The organism is Moraxella sp. CTOTU48268, assembly GCF_032069585.1.
Taxonomy (GTDB): Bacteria; Pseudomonadota; Gammaproteobacteria; order Pseudomonadales; family Moraxellaceae; genus Faucicola; species Faucicola cinerea.
This window is the reverse complement of sequence record NZ_DAMALV010000063.1, coordinates 1-5581: the sequence shown is the minus strand read 5'-3', so window position 1 is coordinate 5581 and position 5581 is coordinate 1. Positions and strand designations below refer to the sequence as shown.

The 5581-nt window shown below is 39.0% G+C and carries 6 protein-coding genes and 1 pseudogene; 4 read left to right on the top strand and 3 right to left on the bottom strand.

Going from position 1 to position 5581, the window contains the following annotated elements; all coding sequences use genetic code 11:
* Positions 1 to 747 precede the first annotated feature (747 nt).
* Together RT143_RS12010 and RT143_RS12350 are read right to left on the bottom strand one after the other, a co-directional pair.
* Positions 748 to 909, bottom strand: a pseudogene (locus RT143_RS12010) (IS3 family transposase); the annotation flags it as partial.
* Positions 910 to 1035: 126 nt separating this feature from the next.
* On the bottom strand, positions 1036 to 1128 hold the full coding sequence (locus tag RT143_RS12350) for a hypothetical protein (RefSeq protein WP_409519723.1): 93 nt from the start codon (positions 1126 to 1128) through the stop codon (positions 1036 to 1038).
* Between the two features lie 328 nt (positions 1129 to 1456).
* Between RT143_RS12350 and modA the strand changes: the two genes are divergently transcribed.
* The 4 genes from modA to RT143_RS11990 all read left to right on the top strand — a co-directional run bounded on the left by modA (position 1457) and on the right by RT143_RS11990 (position 4688).
* Positions 1457 to 2215, top strand: coding sequence for a molybdate ABC transporter substrate-binding protein (gene modA, locus RT143_RS12005; protein ID WP_313093278.1), 759 nt, complete (start codon positions 1457 to 1459; stop codon positions 2213 to 2215).
* Positions 2216 to 2229: 14 nt separating this feature from the next.
* Positions 2230 to 2922: a molybdate ABC transporter permease subunit gene (gene modB / locus RT143_RS12000; protein WP_099808700.1), complete on the top strand. Its 693-nt coding sequence runs from the start codon at positions 2230 to 2232 to the stop codon at positions 2920 to 2922.
* 42 nt (positions 2923 to 2964) lie between these two features.
* Positions 2965 to 3606: an ATP-binding cassette domain-containing protein gene (locus RT143_RS11995; RefSeq protein ID WP_159375491.1), complete on the top strand. Its 642-nt coding sequence runs from the start codon at positions 2965 to 2967 to the stop codon at positions 3604 to 3606.
* 380 nt (positions 3607 to 3986) lie between these two features.
* Complete coding sequence (locus RT143_RS11990; RefSeq protein WP_313093274.1) at positions 3987 to 4688, top strand: IS1 family transposase; 702 nt, start codon at positions 3987 to 3989, stop codon at positions 4686 to 4688.
* Positions 4689 to 4788: 100 nt separating this feature from the next.
* On the opposite strand, the gene RT143_RS11985 is transcribed toward RT143_RS11990, so the two are convergent.
* Positions 4789 to 5472 carry a DUF421 domain-containing protein gene (locus RT143_RS11985; protein WP_060996395.1) on the bottom strand — a complete coding sequence of 228 codons (684 nt, stop codon included), beginning with the start codon at positions 5470 to 5472 and terminating at the stop codon, positions 4789 to 4791.
* Positions 5473 to 5581: the final 109 nt, after the last annotated feature.

Genomic DNA, 5581 nt, shown 5'->3' with positions numbered 1-5581 from the left:
TAGCTTGCAATTGCGTTTAAATGAAGGCGTAATTTTTGATTGATAATTCGAACTTCAAAAACCTGCTTATAGGGGTCACCACAGAAAACGGAATAATAGCACGTTCAGGAATTTTGTCGGGTTTTATCCCCTTCTAAGACAAATACTTACTGACTTTGAGTATTATTAAATCAATTTAGATCTCATCAGGTCGCTATATGTAAAGCGTATCACCAGATCGCAAAGCTTGAAGGCAGTTTTCTAGTTGAGGGCGTTTATCTTTTACTGAGAAAATTTGCTCTTGAAAGATTTTTTCACAAACACAGTTAATTAGCGCGTCAAGTTATAAATCAAGGGGGAGTTGGTCAATCGTCAATGTGCAAGCATAGCCGATTTTCATAAGTGCCTTTGCGAATGTATATAAAGCAAAATATAAGGCTTTATCATACGCTATTTAATAAATGAGTTGTTATACAAAAAATCGCTAGAATAGCCATTTAAATCTGGTGACAGAAAAGTGTCTATTAAACCCTCGTTTTTTAGACTGAACCGTCCTGTTTTTATCAGAGACAAGCTTGCTTGAGTGAGGCAGCATAGCCTGACGGAATTAATAAACAATAGTGGATATTTCCGCATCCACTACGAGCATAGCTCTCCGTCTTGCACTCGGGCGAAGCAGTGCTTCGCTAATCCTCGTTCAGGCGATAAATATCCATTGGTAGAATGCACTCGTTCATGGTTGTACTAGTGTACCCAATCAAGGTTAGCTAAGTGCTTTTGATGCCATGTGCGTAGGGTTTCATGGTTACACCCAAATTTGGGGGCGATGGCTTGTATGGCCGCCCAGAGTGAGAGATAATCTTTTTGCGATTCGATGAGTAACTCTACAGTTAAATTATTAACTTTAGTTGGGTGTTGTTTGCTTTTCATAAGGGTGCTGTCTCAGAGTTTTAGGTCTCCGACAATCCAAGGACGGTTCACTTTAACATTCCTAGGCTTGCGTTTTGCAGCCAACCTATGGGCTTACTTTGGACAATAGCCTCACTTCCTTATTTTTCACTTGATTTCTCGGCTAATAGTCGATTTGTTAAAGCCGATGCTTCTGGCAATTTCGCTATCACTGATTTCTATTTTCTTTAACGCAGATATTTGCTATCTTTGTCCTTTGGTAAGGTGTGCATTGTTTCTTGTCGTTTGATATGTGAGAGTTGATAAGCGAGTGCAACAGCATACACCTTACTTGCCTCTTTGTTTATATTAAACGTTGGTCTTCATGCTACAATCCAAGAATTAAAATATCAAAAGATTAATCCGCTTATTTCTAAAAATTTATTTTTACCAGAAAATATAAGCGCCTAACACAGCCCCAAAAACTGCTTTTAAACGTTGTCACAACTATCACCGTTTTAATTAAATCATCGCACATTATCTTAGGTGTAAAAAAAGATTAATACTGGATATAAGAGAGGAAAATCGCATGAAATTTGTCGCAAAAACCTTGGTTTTAGCAGCCCTTGCCATTGGTGTTAACCAAGTCGCCAATGCTGATATCACTATTTATGCTGCTGCCAGCATGACCAATGCCATTAACGATATCAATAAACTCTACACAGAACAATACAAAACCAAAGTAAAAACCTCTTATGCTGCCTCATCAACCCTTGCCAAACAAATCGAACAAGGGGCAGGGGCAGATATATTTATCTCAGCAGATACCGCTTGGATGGATTATTTAAGCAAAAAAAATAAAATCATCGGTGGTACTTACAAAAATATTTTAGGCAACCGTTTGGTTTTAATCACACCAAAATCAAAACCTATTACCACACCAATTAGAATGGAAAAATCCTTTAATATAGGTGGAGCATTCACGGGCAAATGGTGTACAGGTAATACATCAAGTGTACCAGTTGGCAAATATGCGAAACAAGCCATGACCAATCTTGGCTGGTGGGATACGCTCAAACCACGTCTCGTTGAAACCGAAGACGTACGTGCGGCGTTAAACTTTGTTAATCGTGGGGAATGTCAGCTTGGTGTCGTGTATGCAACCGATGCAGCGGTGGCCAAAAATGTAAAAATTATTGGTGTGTTCCCACTGACTACGCATACACCGATTGTTTATCCCATTGCTATGGTTAAGAAAAACGCTGAAGCACAGCGCTATTACCAATTCTTACAATCCGCTCCTGCCAAAGCGATTTATAAAAAATATGGCTTTAATGGGCTGCAATAAGCAATCAAATAACTATGTTAGCCCCCAATTTGACGCCAGAAGAAATTGAAGTGATTAAGCTATCTTGCCAAGTGGCAAGTTTTAGCTTGCTGATTAACCTTGTCCCTGCCATTGGCATGGGGTGGTTGCTCGCTCGTAAGGATTTTTGGGGTAAATCGTTATTTGAAACTTTGGTATTTTTACCGCTTGTATTGCCGCCAGTTGTACCAGGTTATATCTTGCTTGTGCTATTTGGCAATGAAGGCTTAATTGGCAAATACCTAACAAGAATGGGTTTTGAGCTTGCTTTTAACTGGAAAGGTGCGGTCTTGGCATCGGCAGTTATGGGTTTTCCACTCATGGTACAGTCAGTTCGCTTGGCAATTGAGTTGGTCGATAAACGCCTAGAAATAACTGCCATGACACTGGGTGCAAGTCGTTTGCGGACGTTTTTCCAAGTGACATTACCGCTGTCGGGTGCGGGGATTGTGATCGGGGCTATTTTATCGTTTTGTCGCAGTTTGGGGGAATTTGGGGCGACCATTACTTTTGTCGGTAATATTGAGGGCGAAACTCGGACACTACCGCTGGCTATTTACAGTCTATTACAACAGCCCGATAGTGATTCCCAAATTATGCGCTTGTTGGTCTTATCGGTTGGTATTGCATTTATGGCATTGTGGTTGTCGCAATGGTATGGGCGTTATAGGAAACGCAAACTGGCTTAGCTTCTCACCTTACAATAAATTCTACCTTAAACGAATATTATTATGATAAATATTACCCAACCGCTTGTTTTCGATTGTGATTTTTTACTAAGCTTGGGTAAATTTCAGTTATTAGCAAATTTACAATCAACCAAGCAAGTTATGGGATTATTTGGTGTATCGGGTTCGGGTAAAACCAGTATTTTGCACAGTATCGCGGGAATTAATACACCCAAACAGGGTAAAATCATCATCAATGGTCAGACATGGTTTGACAGCCAAAAGAAAATCAATCTATCGACTCAGCAACGACGAGTGGGTTTGGTGTTCCAAGATGCTCAAATTTTTCCCCACAAATCTGTCATGGAAAATTTATTGTTCGGCTATCGTAATATCTCACCAGAAAATCGGCGGTTTCAAATTGATGAAATTATCGACTTGTTAAAACTTGAGCATTTGACTCATCGAATGCCAACCAAGCTGTCAGGTGGTGAAAAACAGCGAGTAGCTTTGGGGCGGGCTTTGCTATATTCTCCGCAATTACTGCTTCTTGATGAGCCGTTATCCGCCCTAGATAGTATTCATAAGCAAGAGATTTTGCCGTTTTTTCAACAAATTATCACTACTACGCAAATTCCTATTCTGTATGTTAGCCATGATAAAGACGAAATATCGGCACTGACTGATGAGATTTATTTTTTATAAAGAAAGGTTCGGCACAATGTGCACAGTACGGTCGTTTTATAGACATTTCACCCATTATCAATTTTAAAAATACTCGACTAATTTCCTTAGCATGCTATTTTTTCCGTTTTCTGTGCTGACTGCTAGGAATTCTCAGCATATTGAGCTTGTTTCCACATTTCGGGTACATGTGGGAAATTAACAAATTCAAAATCGGTGCGTACTCTATATTCTGATAAATTCGCAGGTTCAAATTTCTCGTGATACCTTTCATCCCATAAAATCAATAGAAATCTTTTGTAAAGAGCTTTCCATTGATTTAAATCTTTGGTACTGGTCTGAAAAGTATGCTGAGGTGAAATAAAAAAGACAGCTTGAGAAAAAGATGATAATTTGAGGTTATGAAGACACAAATTACAATCAGATGCCCAAGCTGTCTTGGCTTTAGTATAAAGAAAAACGGCTGGAAAATCTATGGCAAGCAGAACTACCAATGCAAAGACTGCCATCGGCAATTCATCCATGAGATGGATTTAAGCTACCAAGGATGCAAAAGCAAAATCAATGCCAAGATACGCTTAATGCTAGTTCGAGGCTGTAGTGTTGCTGACATTGTTGTCATTGAGAAAGTTAGCAAGTACAAAGTATTAAGGGTTTTGGTCAATTCAAACCATGATATAAAACCCAAACAACGCTATTACCGAAAACTGCAAGTTGATGAGTTTTGGACGTATGTAGGGCATAAGAAGCACAAGGTATGGCTAGTCTATGCATACGACTCAGATACCAGTGAGATTGTTGCTTTCATATGGGGTAAACGTAATCTAAAGACGGCTAGAGAGCTAAGAGCCAAGCTTGATGCGTTGGGCATTGACTTTGGCTATATCTGCTGTGATAACTGGGATAGCTTTTTAACTGCCTTTGACTTTGACCTTAAAAAGGTGGGTAAACGCCATACAGTTGATATTGAAGGAAATAACAATCGCTTTAGACACAGGCTTAGGCGAGTCTTTCGAAAGACGTGTTGTTTTTCCAAAAAGCTAGCAAATCATTTTAAAGCATTCGATTTACTGTTTCACTATGTCAATTATGGCTGGGTATAGTGAGCATACTTTTTATACCACAGCCAACTTATTATGCCACTACAGATTGGAGGTGCCTGCCCCTTCTAGCTACAACGAAGTATGGTTTTTTAAAACTTGGTTACCTTACAATCTTGTTATTAATGGCTTTAGCCCATCCTATGCACTTATTTTGACATCGCCCACAAGGTTGATCTACCTTCAAAGGCTTATCAACATAGCCGCAATACATACAAGCATAATACTCATTTGCATTTATCTGATCGACTAATTTATATTGTTTAGGAAAAAGTGGTAAACCATAACGTACCTGGTCGTGAGGGTATAATAATAGGCTAAAATCTCCAGTGGTCTCTAACAAACCAACTCGAACTTGACCTAAATGTTCAACACCTTGCATACGCATTTCAGAAAAAAATTCATCATGTGACATCTCACCTCCTTCAATTTTCTCAAGGACCAATAGACCATCTTCTACGATATAAAGCGAAGTACCTTCTAAAAGGTCTTCAAATGGTTGGTATTTCATCATAAGCCAAGTACATAATCGATAGAGACATACTACAATGCTCATAATAAGCAATGCCTGAATTAATGGTAAATCCTTAGTAAACATAGGGTCCCCTGCGATGGACCCTAATGATAGAATGATAGTTAACTCGAATATAGAGAGCTGCCTAACACCACGCTTCCCAGTGAACCGTAGAAATAAAATGATCATGATAAACATAACAGTGACACGCACAGCAATTTCAGCAGCAAATGCCCACGTCGTATCGAGAATAAATATATTGGCCCAATCCATAGGTTCTTTTCCTACAAAGTAAATGCTTAAAAAAGTTGTCCTGTAGTGGCATAATAAACCAAGACAGCTAATAAGAGATTATAATACCTTCAGTAGAGGAATAATCTCA

Bases quoted from the DNA above. Each gene is read 5' to 3' on its own strand.
- modA (WP_313093278.1), top strand. From the start codon at position 1,457: ATGAAATTTGTCGCAAAAACCTTGGTTTTAGCAGCCCTTGCCATTGGT.
- modB (WP_099808700.1), top strand. From the start codon at position 2,230: ATGTTAGCCCCCAATTTGACGCCAGAAGAAATTGAAGTGATTAAGCTA.
- RT143_RS11995 (WP_159375491.1), top strand. From the start codon at position 2,965: ATGATAAATATTACCCAACCGCTTGTTTTCGATTGTGATTTTTTACTA.
- RT143_RS11990 (WP_313093274.1), top strand. From the start codon at position 3,987: ATGAAGACACAAATTACAATCAGATGCCCAAGCTGTCTTGGCTTTAGT.
- RT143_RS11985 (WP_060996395.1), bottom strand. From the start codon at position 5,472: ATGGATTGGGCCAATATATTTATTCTCGATACGACGTGGGCATTTGCT.